Raw genomic sequence first — 16,053 nt, forward strand, 5'->3', positions numbered from 1 at the left:
GTTCACTCATTCAACCATCGATCAATGCAGAATCTGGCTCAAGAACAACTTGGTCCGATCATTCTGCGGATTGTCGAAGAAGTCATTCGGCGCCGCCTGCTCGACGATTTCGCCCTTGTCCATGAAGATCACACGGTTGGCCACGGTGCGCGCAAAGCCCATTTCGTGGGTCACGCACAACATGGTCATGCCGTCTTCGGCCAGGCCGATCATGGTGTCCAGCACCTCTTTCACCATTTCCGGGTCCAGCGCCGAGGTCGGTTCGTCGAACAGCATGATCTTCGGCTTCATGCACAGCGCACGGGCAATCGCCACCCGCTGTTGCTGACCACCGGACAGTTGCCCCGGAAACTTGTGCGCCTGCTCCGGAATGCGCACGCGCTCCAGGTAGTGCATGGCGATTTCCTCGGCCTTGCGCTTGGGCATCTTGCGCACCCACATCGGCGCCAGCGTGCAGTTCTGCAGGATGGTCAGGTGCGGGAACAGGTTGAAGTGCTGGAACACCATGCCCACTTCACGGCGGATCGCTTCGATCTGCTTGAGGTCGTTGGTCAGCTCCACGCCATCGACCACGATGCGGCCCTGCTGGTGCTCTTCCAGGCGGTTGAGGCAGCGGATGGTGGTGGACTTGCCAGAACCCGACGGGCCGCACAGCACGATACGCTCGCCCTGCTTGACGTTGAGGTTGATGTCTTTCAACACATGGAACTGGCCGTACCATTTGTTGACGCCCTGCATCTGGATAATGCCTTCAGGGCTCACAGGCTGTTTGATCGCTTCGCTCATCACATCAACTCCTAACGCTTGTGGCCTGTGTCGAGCTTGTGTTCCAAATGAATGGAATAGCGCGACATACCAAAACAGAAAATCCAGAACACCAGGGCAGCAAACACGTAGCCCTCAGTGGCCATACCCAACCATTTCGGGTCGGCGGCGGCTTGCTTGACGCTGTTGAGCAGGTCGAACAGGCCAATGATGATCACAAGGCTGGTGTCCTTGAACAACGCAATAAACGTGTTGACGATGCCGGGGATCACCATCTTCAGCGCTTGCGGCAGAATCACCAGGCCCATGCTGCGCCAGTAACCCAGGCCCATCGCTGCGGCCGCTTCGTACTGCCCTTTCGGGATGGCTTGCAGACCGCCGCGCACCACTTCGGCCACGTAGGCCGACTGGAACAGGATCACGCCGATCAATGCGCGCAGCAGTTTGTCGATGCCCATGCCTTCGGGCAAAAACAACGGCAGCATCACTGAGGACATAAACAGCACCGTGATCAACGGCACGCCGCGCCAGAACTCGATGAAGGTCACGCAGACCACCCGAATCGCCGGCATGTTCGAGCGCCGTCCCAGCGCCAGCACGATGCCCAGCGGCAACGCGCCGGCGATGCCGACGGTGGCGATCACCAAGGTCAGCATCAGGCCGCCCCATTGGCTGGTCGCCACGTTGGTCAGGCCGAAGGCGCCGCCGTGCAGCAGGAAGAACGCGATGATCGGGTACAGCACCAGAAAGCCCAGGCCGTAGATCGCCTTGCGCGGAAACCGCGAGATGAACAACGGCGCCACGCCAACGATGGCCAGCCACACGGTGAGGTCCACGCGCCAGCGCAGATCGCCCGGGTAGTAGCCGTACATGAATTGCCCGAAGCGCTGTTGGATGAACACCCAGCAGGCGCCCTCCTTGGTGCAGTCGGCGCGCGTGGTACCGACCCAGTTGGCGTCGAGGATGGCCCAACTGAGGATCGGCGGGACCACCAGGTAGATCAGGTAAAACGCCAACAGGGTCAGCAGGGTATTGAGCCAGCTGGAAAACAGGTTGGCGCGCATCCATGCCATCGGCCCGAAAACTTTGTTCGGCGGCGGCATATCAGGTTTGAACGTATGCGAACTCATGCAGGTTTCCTCACCGCTCGATCAGCGCAATGCGCTTGTTGTACCAGTTCATCAGCAGGGAAATGCTGATGCTGATCGCCAGGTACACGCTCATGGTGATGGCAATGACTTCAATCGCCTGACCGGTCTGGTTGAGCACCGTGCCGGCAAACAGCGAAACCATTTCCGGGTAACCGATACCGGCGGCCAGTGACGAGTTTTTCGCCAGGTTCAGGTATTGGCTGGTCAGCGGCGGAATGATCACCCGCAGCGCCTGCGGGATGATCACCTTGCGCAGCGTCGGCCCGGGGCGCAGGCCCAGGGAGCGCGCGGCTTCGGTCTGGCCGTGGCTGACGGACTTGATGCCCGAGCGCACGATCTCCGCGATGAACGCCGCCGTATAAACAGTCAGGGCCAACGTCAGTGCCAGCAGTTCGGGGATCAATACCCAGCCGCCAACGAAGTTGAAGCCTTGCAGTTTGGGCATTTCCCAGTGCAGCGGCGCGCCGAAGATCAAGGCGCACAACGCCGGGATCACGATGAACAGCGCAAGACCGGCCCAGAACTTGTGAAACGGCACGCCCGTGGCCTCGAAGCGTTTGTTGGCCCAGCGCGCCATCAGCACGATGGCGACGACGGCCAGCACCACACTGATCACGAACGGCCAGAACCCGTCGGCAGCCAGCGCCGCCGGCATGTTCAGGCCACGGCTGCTGACGAAGAAGGTATCGCCGAAGTTGTGACTGGCACGCGGCCCCGGCATGGTCAGGAACACCGCGAAGTACCAGAACAGGATCTGCAGCAATGGCGGGATGTTGCGGAACACTTCCACATACACCGTCGCCAGCTTGTTGATCATCCAGTTGGGCGACAGACGCGCCACGCCGATGATGAAGCCGAGCAGGGTCGCCAGGACCACACCGATCACGGTCACCAGCAAGGTGTTGAGCAAGCCGATCACAAACACCCGGGCATAGCTGTCCGATTCGGTGTAGTCGATCAGGTGCTGCGCGATGCCGAAGCCGGCACTGCGCTCAAGAAAGTCGAACCCCGAGGTGATGCCCCGGTGCTGAAGGTTGGTTTGCGTATTGTTGAAGAGGTACCAGCCCAGCGAGACCACCGCCACAATGGTGATGATCTGGAAGAGCCACGCACGCACTTTGGGATCGCTGAAGCTGAGCTTCTGCTTGGGTGCGCCGATTTGATTTTGCATGAAGTGCCCCGAAAAGAATGGAACAGAACATCACCCGGCGGTTGGCCCACCGGGTGACAGAACCATCAGCGATCAGCGCACAGGGGGTGCGTACTGGATACCGCCGTTGTTCCACAGTGCGTTCAGGCCACGGTCGATTTCCAGCGGGGTGCTCTTGCCCAGGTTACGCTCGAACACTTCGCCGTAGTTACCGACTTGCTTGACGATCTGCACGACCCAGTCTTTCTTCACTTTCAGGTCTTTGCCGTATTCGCCGTCGGCACCGAGCAGACGTGCAACGTCCGGGTTCTTGGTGGACTTGGCTTCGGCTTCAACGTTTTTCGAGGTGATGCCGGCTTCTTCAGCGTTGAGCATGGCGTAGCCAACCCAGCGCACGATAGCCAGCCACTCGTCGTCGCCGTTACGCACGACCGGGCCCAGCGGCTCCTTGGAAATGGTTTCCGGCAGAACCACGTAGTCCTTCGGCGAGGCCAGCTTGCTGCGCTGGGCGAACAGTTGGGACTTGTCGGAGGTCAGCACGTCGCAACGCCCGGATTCCAGCGACTTGGCGCTTTCATCGGAGGTGTCGAAGGTGATCGGGGTGTATTTGAGGTTGTTGCCACGGAAGTAGTCGGAAACGTTCAGCTCGGTGGTGGTACCGGCCTGGATGCAGATGGTTGCACCGTCCAGTTCCTTGGCACTTTTAACGCCCAGCTTGTTGTTTACCAGAAAGCCGATGCCGTCGTAGTAGGTGATGAAGCCCGGGAATTTCAGGCCCATGCCCGCATCGCGAGAGCTGGTCATGGTGGTGTTGCGCGACAGAATGTCGACTTCGCCAGATTGCAGCGCGGTGAAACGCTCCTTGGCATTCAACTGGCTGAACTTGACCTTGGTCGCGTCGCCGAAAACAGCAGCGGCCACAGCACGGCAAACGTCAGCATCGATCCCGAGGATCTTGCCGCTGGCATCCGGTACCGAGAAACCCGGCAGGCCGTCACTCACGCCACATTGCACAAAGCCTTTCTTCTGCACGGCGTCCAGGGTGGCGCCAGCTTGGGCAAAACCACTGACACCCAATACAGCGGCCGCAGTCACGATGGCCAGGGTGGATTTCAATACCTTCATTCAAACCTCCAGTTGCTCTTGTTGTGTCGGAGCTCCAACCTCAGCGCACCCTTATGAGGCGATATCGACCCGTGTTGGCTTTTTTTGGGGTCAAGCAGCATGAGATCTTTGCGGTAATTCCAGTTGCTTTCCTACAGGCGGCCGTCACTGATAGTGTTACCGCCCTAGGAGAGTTCTGACATCGACCTACACATAGCAAGGCCCGTACCAGAGTGCTGGCTGAGTCGCTGAGTGCCATGTTCAATGGCAAAAGATTCAACCTTGCGACATTCTCTTAACAGATCAACCAGTGGCGCACCGTTCCGACGCACCCAATCGGCGCGCCCGCACATTTATGGAGCAGACATGACCGAACCCTTGATTCTAGAGCCCGCCAAGCCCGCAGACGCCTGCGTTATCTGGCTGCATGGCCTGGGCGCTGATCGCTACGACTTCATGCCGGTGGCCGAAGCGCTGCAGGAAACCCTGCTGTCGACCCGCTTCGTGCTGCCCCAGGCGCCGACCCGCGCGGTGACGATCAACGGCGGTTACGCGATGCCCAGTTGGTACGACATCAAAGCCATGAGCCCGGCACGCTCGATCAGCCTGGAAGAGCTGGACGCGTCCACGCAAATGGTCACGGACCTCATCGAAGCGCAGAAGAGAACCGGAATAGACGCCTCGCGGATTTTTCTCGCAGGCTTTTCCCAGGGTGGCGCAGTGGTCTTTCACACCGCGTACCTGAACTGGCAGGGGCCGTTGGGTGGCGTGATCGCCCTCTCCACCTATGCGCCTACCTTCGACGACGAGCTGCAATTGTCCGCCAGCCAACAGCGCATTCCGGCGCTGTGCCTGCATGGCCAGTACGACGAGGTGGTACAGAACGCCATGGGCCGCAGCGCCTTCGAGCATTTAAAGAGCCATGGTGTCACCGTGACATGGCAGGAATACCCAATGGGCCACGAAGTGTTACCTCAGGAGATCCACGACATCGGTGCCTGGCTGCTCGCGCGGCTGAGCTGACACCGGCGTTTATGTAGCCGTATGACAGACGCACTACGCCGCGCCCGATTCTTGCATTACACTGGCCGGCGTACATTCCTTAACCCATTAATGAGATCACCGTGCTCAAAGCACTCAAGAAGATGTTCGGCAAAAGCGAGGCTGAGCCGCTCGCGCCAGTTGCCAGTGCGCCTGTCCCTGCCGCCCCCCGCCGCACGGACGGTCGTCAACCAGGACGCAGCGCGGCGATTGCCCAGCCGCCTGAACCTGCCGCAACGGTGGAACCCGTCGCCGCTCCCAGGCCACCTCGCGAACGTGCGCCCAAGCCCAAACCGGTAGTCATCCCCTGGAAACTCGAAGACTTCGTCGTCGAGCCTCAGGAAGGCAAGACCCGCTTCCACGATTTCAAGCTCGCCCCGGAACTGATGCACGCCATCCAGGACCTGGGCTTCCCGTACTGCACGCCGATCCAGGCTCAGGTGCTGGGCTTCACCCTCGCCGGCAAGGACGCCATCGGCCGCGCCCAGACCGGCACCGGCAAGACCGCCGCGTTCCTCATCTCGATCATCACCCAGTTGCTGCAGACGCCACCGCCCAAGGAACGCTACATGGGTGAACCGCGCGCGCTGATCATCGCCCCCACCCGCGAGCTGGTGGTGCAGATCGCCAAGGACGCCGCCGACCTGACCAAGTACACCGGCCTCAACGTCATGACGTTCGTGGGCGGCATGGACTTCGACAAGCAGCTCAAGCACCTCGAAGCGCGCCACTGCGACATCCTCGTGGCCACCCCTGGCCGCCTGCTCGACTTCAACCAGCGCGGCGACGTGCACCTGGACATGGTCGAAGTGATGGTGCTGGACGAAGCCGACCGCATGCTCGACATGGGCTTCATCCCGCAAGTGCGTCAGATCATTCGCCAGACCCCGCCAAAAGACGAGCGCCAGACCCTGCTGTTCTCCGCGACCTTCACCGAAGACGTGATGAACCTCGCCAAGCAGTGGACCACCGACCCGTCCATCGTCGAGATCGAAGCGCTGAACGTCGCCAGCGAAAACGTCGAACAGCACATCTACGCCGTGGCCGGTGCCGACAAGTACAAGCTGCTCTACAACCTGATCAACGACAACGGTTGGGAGCGGGTGATGGTGTTCGCCAACCGCAAGGACGAAGTGCGCCGCATCGAGGAGCGCCTGGTGCGCGATGGCGTTAACGCCGCGCAACTGTCGGGCGATGTGCCGCAACACAAGCGCATCAAGACCCTCGAGGGCTTTCGCGAAGGCAAGATTCGTGTGCTGGTGGCCACCGACGTGGCCGGGCGCGGGATTCACATCGACGGCATCAGCCATGTGATCAACTTCACCCTGCCGGAAGTGCCGGACGACTACGTGCACCGCATTGGCCGAACCGGCCGTGCCGGCGCTGCGGGTGTGTCGATCAGCTTTGCCGGGGAAGATGACTCGTATCAGTTGCCGTCGATCGAGACGCTGCTGGGGCGCAAGATCAGCTGTGAAACGCCGTCGACGCATCTGTTGCGAGCCGTCGAGCGCAAGCGCCCTTAAGGGCTAATGTGGGAGGGGGCTTGCTCCCGATAGCAGGTTGTCAGTCAATGATGTTCTGACTGATCCACCGCTATCGGGAGCAAGCCCCCTCCCACATGTTGATCTCTGCTGGTGTTGAGAGAGGTGTCCGGCTGGCTATTTCCAGCGCTCCGCTGCCGCGTGATCACTGCTGCGCCCTTCCACCCAGCGTGGCCCGTCCGGCGTGTTTTCCTTCTTCCAGAACGGCGCCCGGGTCTTCAGGTAATCCATCACAAACGCACAGGCATCAAACGCAGCCTGGCGATGGGCACTGGCGGCCGCGACGAACACAATCGGCTCACCCGGTTCCAGCGCGCCAATGCGGTGCAGCACTTCCAGCTTGAGCAACGGCCAGCGCTGCCCGGCCTCCACGCCGATTTTGGCCAGGGCCTTTTCGGTCATGCCGGGATAGTGCTCCAGAAACATCCCCGACACATCGCGCCCATCATTGAAGTCGCGCACATAGCCGACAAAACTGACCACCGCGCCCACACCGGCATTGGCCGCGTGCATCGCATTGACTTCGGCCCCCGGGTCAAAGGCGTCGGCCTGCACACGAATCGCCATGCTCAGCCTCCGGTCACGGGCGGGAAAAACGCGATTTCATCACCGGCCTGCACCGGCTCATTGAGGTCGCACAATTGCTCGTTGCGCGCGCACATCAAGCTGCTCTCGTTGAGCACTGCAAATTCAGGGTCGCTCGCCAACGCCAGGCGCACTGCATCGACGGTGGCGAAATCGCCCTCCATCTCCAGCGAATCAAAGCCCACCGCTTCGGCGTAGCGCGCAAAAAACAGCACGTTGATACTCATTGCTCCTCCGCCTTGAAGTGCCCGCTCTTGCCGCCGAGCTTTTCCAGCAGGCGCACGCTTTCGATGGTCATGCCACGGTCCACGGCCTTGCACATGTCGTAGATCGTCAGCGCGGCAACACTGGCGGCGGTCAGGGCCTCCATCTCCACGCCGGTCTGCCCGGAGAGTTTGCAGCGCGCCACGATGCACACGGTATCCACGCCTTCGGCGCTGAGTTCGACCTTGACGCCGGTGAGCATCAGCGGGTGGCAGAGAGGGATCAGGTCACTGGTTTTTTTTGCCGCCTGGATCCCGGCGATGCGGGCCACGGCGAACACGTCGCCCTTGGGGTGGGCGCCGTCGACAATCATTTGCAGGGTGGCCGGCAACATGCGCACCCGCGCTTGGGCCACCGCCTCACGGAACGTCACGGACTTGTCAGTGACGTCGACCATATGGGCGCGACCTTGGGAATCGAGATGAGTCAGCACAGCGTTACTCCTGAACAGGAGCACCGATTGTAAACCTTACACACAATAAATGTGGGAGCCGGCTCCCACAGAAAGCCAGCTCCCACATTGACCGCGTTTATAGGTGAGATTCGGCGTATTCAGCCAGAATCGAGCGGGGTACCCCTTGCAGCGCAATGTGCACGCCGTTCGGGAAGTCCTTGAAGCGTTCCGTCAGGTAAGTCAGCCCGGAGCTGGTCGCGGACAGGTAAGGGGTGTCGATCTGCGCCAGGTTGCCCAGGCACACCACTTTGGAACCCGCGCCGGCACGGGTGATGATGGTTTTCATCTGGTGCGGCGTAAGGTTCTGGCATTCATCGATCAGGATCAGGCTCTGCTGGAAGCTGCGACCTCGAATGTAATTGAGGGATTTGAACTGCAACGGCACTTTGCTGAGGATGTAGTCGACGCTGCCATGGGTGTTTTCATCATCCATGTGCAAGGCTTCGAGGTTGTCGGTGATCGCCCCCAGCCACGGCTCCATTTTCTCCGCCTCGGTGCCGGGCAAAAAGCCGATCTCCTGGTCCAGGCCCTGCACACTGCGGGTCGCGATAATGCGGCGATAGCGCTTGGTGACCATGGTCTGCTCGATGGCGGCCGCCAGGGCGAGGATGGTTTTCCCCGAGCCTGCGGCGCCGGTCAGGTTGACCAGGTGAATGTCCGGGTCGAGCAACGCATACAGCGCCAGGCTCTGGTAGATGTCACGCGGTTTCAGGCCCCAGGCTTCCTGGTGCAGCAGGGGCTCCTGATGCAGGTCGAGGATCAGCAGCTTGTCGACCTGGATCTCTTTGATCCAGCCCACAAAACCCTGTTCGTCGATGATGAATTCGTTGATGTGCACGGATGGCAGATTGTCGATCAACTGCACCTGGTGCCAGGTGCGGCCATGGTCCTGACGGGTGTCGACCTTGGCCACCAGGTCCCAGAACGAGCCCGGCACCGTGTGGTACCCGCGCGAGAGCATCGACACGTCGTCGACCAGTTGGTCGGTGCTGTAATCCTCGGCCGCGATCCCGCATGCGCGGGCCTTAAGGCGCATATTGATGTCTTTGGTCACCAGCACCAGGCGCAGGTCCTTGTCGCGCGCGTGCAGGTCGATCAACTGGTTGATGATCTTGTTGTCGTTGAGGTTTTCCGGCAGCAGGCTGTTGGGCTCGCCGCGCTTGCTCATCAGGATCGACAACAGGCCCTTGGGTCCGCTTTTGCCACGCTGGATCGGCACGCCTACTTCAACGTCTTCGGGCGAAGCCTCGCCCAGCGTCTTGTCGATCAGACGAATGGCCTGGCGGCATTCGGCGGCCACGCTGTGGTGCCCGCTTTTGAGTTTGTCGAGTTCCTCAAGCACGATCATGGGGATGGCGACGTGGTGTTCTTCGAAGTTAAGCAGTGCGTTTGGATCGTGGATCAATACGTTGGTATCAAGCACATAAAGGATTGGCTGGTCGGAAGAAGGGTTACGTCCATGATCATCCATACTCGGTCACCTTTGTGGGAGCCATTCGACGCAATACCTGAGCGGTGCTGCGCCTCGATTCGACCACCGCGCACACCTGAGTGACGTCAAGTGCGTTGCCCACAGGAGGAGTCTTGGAAGACGCCACCTGTGTTGCAGGGTTCGGCGGTCTGACTTCGTAATACCGCAAAACCCATGACAGAAAAAAGCACTTTGACGCTTTTTTGAAGTTTATTTTTCAGGATGACGAATAGCACTAGCCGAGTGCCATCTACCCCGCTAAAGTCGGAAGTCCGCCCGCCTTGAAATGTTTCGAAAAATCACCGCAAAAACGCCTCACACCCAACAGGGCCGGGCACTTGCGCTTTTCAGCGAAACGCCTCCCGACAGTCCTGCCAGCCCAACCCGCTCTGCGCCGTTTCATGCAGCAACATCGGCAATGCCAGCCGTGCCCGGTCCTGAGTGTCGTGGAACACGATCACGCCTTTGCGCCATAGCAGCATCAGGGTGAGCACCCGCTGCGCCGACTCATCGGCCTTGAGCTTGCCCGGCTCGTCCTGGGAATCGATATCCCACAACGCCACCTGCAAACCCTGTGACTGGAAAAACCCCTGGCTGTCGGCACGACGCTGCCCATAGGGCGGCCGGAACTGCGGCACGTAGTTTTCCGGCATCAGGTTCTGCGCCAGCGTGGCGCTGCGGGTGATGGAGCTTTGCCAGTCGACCCAGTGACTGTGGGAACGGTACTGCCAACCCTGAGTACCCACGCACTGCCCCTGATACAACGCCTGCACGTCGCTGGCAGAGCTGCGCTCCACACGGGTTTGCAGGCTGCTGCCGAGCACGAAGAAGGTTGCGTTCATTTTCTGTTTGCGCAGGTAATCGGTGAGCCAGTCGGTATTGCCGCCGACCGCTGCCGGGCCGCCATCGAAGGTGAGCAGGAACAGGCGGTCATTGAATTCGTCGCCGTTGCGTTCATGGTCGCCGAAGCGCGCGACTTCGCTGCTGATCTGCGGGAACAGGGCCGCCTTGCGCAGCAATTCGTTCAGATAACGCTCATGGAAGGCGTGGCTGGGTGCGGCCCAGCCTATATAGAAGGAGTCTTCGCTGAGTTCCAGCTTGCCGGCCTGTTCGCGCAGGTCGTCCATGCTTTCCACCAGATAGCAGAACGAGGCATCTTCCTCGCAGCTCTGCTGGGCGAAGGTGTAGTTCGCCAGCAGGCGCTTCCACAGTTGCCGGCGCAGGTCGTCGAGGGCGGCCAGGTTGATGATCTTCAAGCCCAGGCGCTGCTTGAGCGCGGGCTCGTCGAGGGCCTCGCTGGCCAGCAGGCTGCGGGAGAACATCAGGATTTCGGCGCGTGAAGCTACGTCGAACAGCGCCGGGCTGCCGAGTTTTTCGGGCCAGGTGCCGCGGTCCAGGCTGGCGACATCCACGGGCGCCGCCTGTGCATTCAGGCAAAACAAGCAAGCCGACAACAAAAGCGCTATTCGCACACGGGGTCTCCCTCTCCAGAGTCGTCGCGCACTATAGCCGATCGTGATGGGACTGGATGGAGTCGGATCAGGTTGAGCTTGAACGACTCCATCACGACAAAGACAGAAAAGTCCGACAGCTATTGCATTCGAATTGGTAAGAGCCCTCTGTATTTCCTCAGCACTATTGAAGCACCCAATCATAGCTTCCTAGGATTGCGTCCGTCTCAACTGACCCTGGCGCATTACAAGGAAGCCCCATGCCCCGTCAAAGCGACCTGCGTTACACCTTCGAACCGCTGCGGGGCGATCCCTTTGAGGTGGTCTCGTTCACCCTCGAGGAAGGCCTCTCCCAAACCTTCAAACTCGAACTGGAGCTGGTCAGTCACCACCCCGCCATCGACTTCTACCGCATGCTCGACCTGGCAGCAGTGTTCACCATTTGGCGCAACGACACCCCGGTGCGCTACGTCCACGGCCTGGTCAGCTTGTTTCAACAAGGCGACACCGGCTTTCGCCGCACCCGCTACGCCGCCATAGTCGAGCCAACCCTGAAGCGTTTTGATCTACGTTCCAACTGGCGCATCTTCCAGGCCCAGACCGTGCCCGACATCATCACCCGCATGCTGGCCGAGCAAAAGCTCACCGACCTGCGCACGAAAATCTGCTTCGAGCACCAACCCCGCGAATACTGTGTACAGGCCGGCGAAACCGACCTCGATTTCATCGCTCGCCTTGCCGCCGAAGAAGGCCTGCTCTACACCTTCGAACACCGCGCCGACGGCCATACCCTGGTCCTCACCGACCGCGTCGGCGGCCTGGGCACCATCGGCACGCACACCGATTGCCCGGTGATCTACCAGCCCATGGCCGGCGGTGATGCCACGGAACCGGCACTGACCCGCTTCCACTACACCGAACAAGTGCGCACCGCGCGCCAAGTACAGCGCGACTACACCTTCACCCACCCGCGCTACAACCAGCAGCATACCGCCACCGGCGACCAGGACCTGAACAACCAGCACAAGGATTACGAACGCTACGACTATCCCGGCCGCTACAAACGCGACATCGCCGGCAAGCCTTTCACCAAGACCCGCCTGACCGCCCTGCGCAATGACGCCAAACTGGCCCATGTGGAAGGCGACGATGAACGCCTGCAACCGGGATTGGCCTTCGACCTCAACGAACATCCCCGTGAGGACTTCAATGATCGCTGGCGAACCATCGCCATCAAGCATGAAGGCAAGCAGCACACCAGCCTGCAGGAAGAATCATTTGGTAGCGGCCTCGGTACGTCTTACTCGTTGAAAGCCAGTGCCATCCGCTGGACTTCGGATTGGAAGGCGCCGCTGCGGGACAAACCCTGCATCGACGGCCCGCAGATGGCCTCGGTGGTCGGTCCGCCGGGGGAAGAGATCTATTGCGATGAATGGGGACGGGTCAAGGTGCAGTTTCCGTGGGACCGTTCGGACAAAAACAACGACCAGAGTTCGTGCTGGATCCGTGTAGCGCAAGGCTGGGCCGGCGCGACCTGGGGCGCCATGGCCGTGCCTCGGATAAATCAGGAACTGATCATCAGCTTTTTGGATGGTGATCCTGACCAGCCGATCGCCACCGGCCGCACCTACCGCGAGACCAATCTGCCGCCGTACCAACTGCCCAAACACAAAACGCGGATGACCATCAAGAGCCGAACCCACAAGGGCGAGGGTTTCAATGAGCTGCGCTTTGAGGATGAGCTGGGACACCAAGAGGTGTTCATCCATGCCGAGAAAGACAAGAACGTCCACATCAAAAACAACAACGGCATCTTCGTCGGTAACGACCGCAATGAGCGGGTTGAGCACGATGAAAAAATAGAGATTGGCCATGACCGCACAGAGCAAGTCGGCAACAACGAAACGGTGAGCATTGGTCAGGATCAATGCCATGCCGTCGCTCGTGATCGGTTTCACCACATTGGCCACAACCACGAAATAACCATCGGCAACAATCGAATTGAATGGGTTGGCAATGAACGCCACGACAAAACGGGGACTCACCATCACATCCAAACCGGCGGAAATGTTGATCACAACGTACAAAGTCATTATCGGCTGACAGCGGGCAAGGCCATTGAACACAAGACGACGTGCTATGAAGTTAAAGCAGGTCAGCGGATTGTCTTCAAGGCCCCCGGCGGGACTCTTACCCTCGACGAGAATGGCATCTCATTGGACGGCATAGTGATCAGCATAAAAGGTCAGGTTGACCTGTCGGGGGGCGCTAAAACCCATGACGGCTGGAGGGGCGAAGGCAGCCCTGCAACGGGCAACTTACAAGAATTTTTTATTCTACGCGACGCTAATACCGGTAATCCGGTAGTTGATCGACCTTATGAAATATTGCGCGGCAGTGGCCACACCTTACGCGAAAGAACCGACGCCGAAGGTAAAACCAAAATCGTCAAGTCAAGCGATGCAGAACCCTTGGAAATCCAAGTATTCGCTGACGAGAAAAACCGGGTGAAGCTCAGTGCCGGATACTGGGATGACTTTAGCGTGATGGACATCGACTTTTCTTCAAGTCCGACGTCGAAGGATAACTAACTCATGAGTGAACCGTTAAAACCGCGAACAGCAAGCCGTGCCCCTGACGGCAAAACCCGCAGCGTCACCAAACCCTCTAACAGCGGTAGGGTATTGCCTGTCACCGACCCGCTCGATTTATGGTATCTGTGTGAAAAAGCCTCCTACGCTAAAGCAACCCCATACAAGCGGGCGAAAGACGGCTCTCCGATGTATCAGCGCACCGTATCGCAGTTAGTACGCTGTGATAACGAAGCGTTCAAGTATCACTTTCCATACTGTGGTGAAGTTGGGTTTGATATGAGCAAAAGCCCGCCACAACCTATCATGAGCAAACGCGAACCTCATCGTCCCAGCAGTTTTCCACTCTCTCAATACCAACAGTTGCGTAATCGCCATTTTGAGCAACTGGCAAGCCTGCGCGTTGAAACCGATCTACTGAGCAAAACCGACCTTGAACAGATGCTGTCCCCCTCGCCACCCACTGGCAACGGTGCGCTGTGGATTGATGGACAAAAAAACCCTCGTGGATTGCTGCGTATTCCTGATGTGCTGCGCCTTAGGGCGTTCGGTAATCCAGGTAAGTCGCAATACAGTCAACGTAATTTGTCATCGGTGATTGAGATGAAATTTCCAGGGGATAGGCTGGCTCGCGATCAACAAACAGCCTACGAGGATATTGCGGGGGATTATCAGAAGCTGAGGCTCCTTGAGACTAAAAATTGTGACTCAAGCGACAAGCAAAAATGGCGTGAGTGGGTTCGCTCTTCGATAAGCGAGCCCGTGTATAGACCAGTCGAACAAGTCATTAGCCTGGCATCCCGTGCGTCCGCAGCCAGACACAAGCTGTTGGTGGGCCGCATAGATGCTGAACATGCAGCGGCGCGGCTGAGACTGGAAACCCAGTTCGTCGCGCCGGGAACTCCAGTGATGACAGCGGCACCGGATCAGCGGGCGATACAGGCACAAAACCAACGAGCGGTTGCAAGCATTGAAATGACGCTGGCGGCGCCCTTTGTCGCTATTGGCGCTGCAATGGTGTCTATGGCGGCCGCACCTGCTACTGCTACTGCAGAAGCGACTGCTCTGGTCGCCAATGCGGGTGGGCATTCGATCCGTTTCAAACCTTTTATCACTGCTGCCAAGCGAGTTTTCGCCGGTGGCAGTGCAGGGGCTGGAACCGCCATGCCCGCCTTTGCCCAAGGCAACAGAGTGTCGTCAGGCTCATCTTTCTTCGACGACGATCATGACACTCAGGCCCGATGGGCTGAATGGAAGCAACGCCAGCAACACCAACAGACCACCCTCCATAACTATGTGTTTTGGGAGGATGTACCGGAGGCAAATCATGAATGAAGAGCAGTTTTTCAAAGACTTCAACGCCCATCGCTGGGACTTCACCATCGTCGATGAAGAAGATGAAGAGCAGCCGGTCCTGCAAGTTGGGTTAGTAGCAACTTTTTATCTGGTGGATGCCTACCTTCCCGTTCGCAGGAAACATATTGCCGAAGCCTTTGAACTCTATTGCGAACACTTTGGTGAAAAATTGGTATGGGGTTACACGGGAGGCGAGAAAATGATTGAGCGAAACTTCAGCCCACAAGCCATGCAAGATTGTATTTCATATATACAATCGGATGGCCTTGTGGAGTCAGCCGCACTTATGTGGTCATCCAACAAGAGCTTTCAAAATGTCGGCACTTATATGTTCGACGCATACTCGCCTGCCGGCTGGTACGAAAAAGTTCATAGCTCAATAACCACCGTAAGGCTGTACCTTCCGACTGACGAACTTAAAGGTGCGGGCAAGAAAAAATTTGACAACCTTATTATCAAAATGTGCACTATTTTACGTCCATTGCACGGGGCCGCAGGACTAGGTATTCAACACAGTTACGAATGGGAAAATTATCAGCACATTGAATATGAGCTAGTACAAGAGTACCGGGGTGTAGACCTGTGCATTCCCAGCGGCAATAAAAAATGGCGAACCGGCTACAGCAACCTCAACTGGTACACCTACCTGGCCCACCACTGGGTAAGCAAACTAGGTAAAACCGAGGACCTGCTCGAACAACTCAACGACGTACGCATAGGTATCTTGCCTTACGAGTGGGGTACGATTTTTCGCGCCGGCGACTGGCCGGCTCTGGGCAAAGCCAATGTTGACCCACGCCCCGAGTTATATGTGATGGTCAATGAAGTACTCAAACCATTGCGTGTCAGCAATATTGGCTCACTGCACTATGGCTCGATTGCCGGCGAAGTGCGCCTCAACGAGCGCACCAGCAACCAATGGCTGCGCCGCTTTGACCTCCCCAAAGACACTCCGAAGCAACAGCCTTCACCGCTGTACCGCCGTATATCAGCAACAGAGCAACAACAGTTGAACGCCAGCAGGAAGATGTTTGACGACCTGCTAAACCAGGTACCTGATGACAAATCCAAAATGTAATCGACCCTGCTGGCCTCAGTGCCTTCGAGTTCGATCGCCATCCCGTCGATA

Annotated in this window: 14 protein-coding genes; 5 read left to right on the top strand and 9 right to left on the bottom strand. The window is 58.6% G+C overall.

Going from position 1 to position 16,053, the window contains the following annotated elements; translation table 11 throughout:
• Positions 1-21: 21 nt before the first annotated feature.
• The 4 genes from TU79_RS03715 to TU79_RS03730 form a co-directional block, all read right to left on the bottom strand.
• Entirely contained in the window at positions 22-786 is a 765-nt protein-coding gene (locus TU79_RS03715) for an amino acid ABC transporter ATP-binding protein (RefSeq protein WP_003171943.1), read from the bottom strand.
• Positions 787-797: 11 nt separating this feature from the next.
• On the bottom strand, positions 798-1,895 hold the full coding sequence (locus TU79_RS03720) for an amino acid ABC transporter permease (protein ID WP_057006782.1): 1,098 nt from the start codon (positions 1,893-1,895) through the stop codon (positions 798-800).
• Between the two features lie 10 nt (positions 1,896-1,905).
• The gene (locus TU79_RS03725) at positions 1,906-3,087 is read right to left on the bottom strand and encodes an amino acid ABC transporter permease (RefSeq protein ID WP_057006783.1); all 1,182 of its coding nucleotides are present in this window, start codon (positions 3,085-3,087) and stop codon (positions 1,906-1,908) included.
• A 72-nt stretch (positions 3,088-3,159) separates the two neighbouring features.
• A complete protein-coding gene (locus TU79_RS03730; RefSeq protein WP_053254520.1) occupies positions 3,160-4,191 on the bottom strand; it encodes an amino acid ABC transporter substrate-binding protein in 1,032 nt (343 codons plus the stop codon).
• A 345-nt stretch (positions 4,192-4,536) separates the two neighbouring features.
• Here TU79_RS03730 and TU79_RS03735 point away from each other — a divergent pair, with 345 nt between their 5' ends.
• The gene (locus TU79_RS03735; RefSeq protein WP_057006784.1) at positions 4,537-5,193 is read left to right on the top strand and encodes an alpha/beta hydrolase; all 657 of its coding nucleotides are present in this window, start codon (positions 4,537-4,539) and stop codon (positions 5,191-5,193) included.
• A 95-nt stretch (positions 5,194-5,288) separates the two neighbouring features.
• The gene (gene rhlB, locus TU79_RS03740; protein ID WP_173670285.1) at positions 5,289-6,734 is read left to right on the top strand and encodes an ATP-dependent RNA helicase RhlB; all 1,446 of its coding nucleotides are present in this window, start codon (positions 5,289-5,291) and stop codon (positions 6,732-6,734) included.
• A gap of 135 nt (positions 6,735-6,869) precedes the next feature.
• On the opposite strand, the gene moaE is transcribed toward rhlB, so the two are convergent.
• The 5 genes from moaE to TU79_RS03765 all read right to left on the bottom strand — a co-directional run bounded on the left by moaE (position 6,870) and on the right by TU79_RS03765 (position 10,998).
• The gene (gene moaE / locus TU79_RS03745) at positions 6,870-7,319 is read right to left on the bottom strand and encodes a molybdopterin synthase catalytic subunit MoaE (RefSeq protein ID WP_057006786.1); all 450 of its coding nucleotides are present in this window, start codon (positions 7,317-7,319) and stop codon (positions 6,870-6,872) included.
• Positions 7,320-7,321: 2 nt separating this feature from the next.
• Positions 7,322-7,564: a molybdopterin converting factor subunit 1 gene (gene moaD, locus TU79_RS03750; RefSeq protein WP_057006787.1), complete on the bottom strand. Its 243-nt coding sequence runs from the start codon at positions 7,562-7,564 to the stop codon at positions 7,322-7,324.
• Positions 7,561-8,034 (bottom strand): cyclic pyranopterin monophosphate synthase MoaC, encoded by a 474-nt coding sequence (gene moaC / locus TU79_RS03755; protein ID WP_057006788.1) that lies wholly within the window; start codon positions 8,032-8,034, stop codon positions 7,561-7,563. Before moaC ends, moaD begins: the two co-directional genes overlap by 4 nt.
• 97 nt (positions 8,035-8,131) lie before the next feature.
• Entirely contained in the window at positions 8,132-9,526 is a 1,395-nt protein-coding gene (locus TU79_RS03760; protein WP_057006789.1) for a PhoH family protein, read from the bottom strand.
• Between the two features lie 347 nt (positions 9,527-9,873).
• Positions 9,874-10,998, bottom strand: coding sequence for a polysaccharide deacetylase family protein (locus tag TU79_RS03765; protein WP_057006790.1), 1,125 nt, complete (start codon positions 10,996-10,998; stop codon positions 9,874-9,876).
• Positions 10,999-11,237: 239 nt separating this feature from the next.
• Between TU79_RS03765 and TU79_RS03770 the strand changes: the two genes are divergently transcribed.
• Genes TU79_RS03770 through TU79_RS03780 form a run of 3 tightly spaced genes read left to right on the top strand, consistent with a single transcriptional unit; the run spans position 11,238 to position 16,002 of the window.
• Positions 11,238-13,568: a type VI secretion system Vgr family protein gene (locus tag TU79_RS03770; protein WP_231986897.1), complete on the top strand. Its 2,331-nt coding sequence runs from the start codon at positions 11,238-11,240 to the stop codon at positions 13,566-13,568.
• Positions 13,569-13,571: 3 nt separating this feature from the next.
• The gene (locus TU79_RS25955; protein ID WP_139136806.1) at positions 13,572-14,903 is read left to right on the top strand and encodes a VRR-NUC domain-containing protein; all 1,332 of its coding nucleotides are present in this window, start codon (positions 13,572-13,574) and stop codon (positions 14,901-14,903) included.
• On the top strand, positions 14,896-16,002 hold the full coding sequence (locus TU79_RS03780; protein ID WP_057006792.1) for a type VI immunity family protein: 1,107 nt from the start codon (positions 14,896-14,898) through the stop codon (positions 16,000-16,002). The genes TU79_RS25955 and TU79_RS03780 overlap by 8 nt, the downstream gene beginning before the upstream one ends.
• Positions 16,003-16,053: the final 51 nt, after the last annotated feature.

Origin of the sequence: Pseudomonas trivialis (genome assembly GCF_001439805.1) — a bacterium.
GTDB lineage: Bacteria > Pseudomonadota > Gammaproteobacteria > Pseudomonadales > Pseudomonadaceae > Aquipseudomonas > Aquipseudomonas trivialis.